Source organism: Xenorhabdus sp. PB62.4 (genome assembly GCF_014467285.1).
Classification (GTDB): Bacteria; Pseudomonadota; Gammaproteobacteria; order Enterobacterales; family Enterobacteriaceae; genus Xenorhabdus.
Genome location: NZ_NKHR01000130.1, coordinates 1 through 317, shown reverse-complemented (window position 1 = coordinate 317; position 317 = coordinate 1). Strand labels below are relative to the sequence as shown.

The following is a 317-nucleotide window of genomic DNA, read 5'->3' as shown; positions in this document are numbered from 1 at the left end:
ACTATATTGAACAAACCACTCATAATATTCTTTGCCCGGATACCATAATTGACGGACAGCAATGTGTCCATGATGAGACATATATAATTGTGAAGTACACGAATTACTCACAGTCACAATCATCATGCCGTAGTGATAAATTGGCTTTCCATTTATTTTCGGAAAATCTGATACAGTTTCAGGATTTGGAATAGCAATGTTATATATCCCTGGTGTATTACAACTGGCAAATGTTCCACCATTACCCAATTCTCTAACAATAGATTTTGACCATGCATCAGCGGCCAACTTTTGGGTTTCCGCCAAACCGAGGTTTT

1 pseudogene is annotated in these 317 nt (G+C 37.9%); it reads right to left on the bottom strand.

Going from position 1 to position 317, the window contains the following annotated elements:
* Nucleotides 1–288, bottom strand: a pseudogene (locus tag Xenpb_RS19570) (hypothetical protein); the annotation flags it as partial.
* Nucleotides 289–317 lie beyond the last annotated feature (29 nt).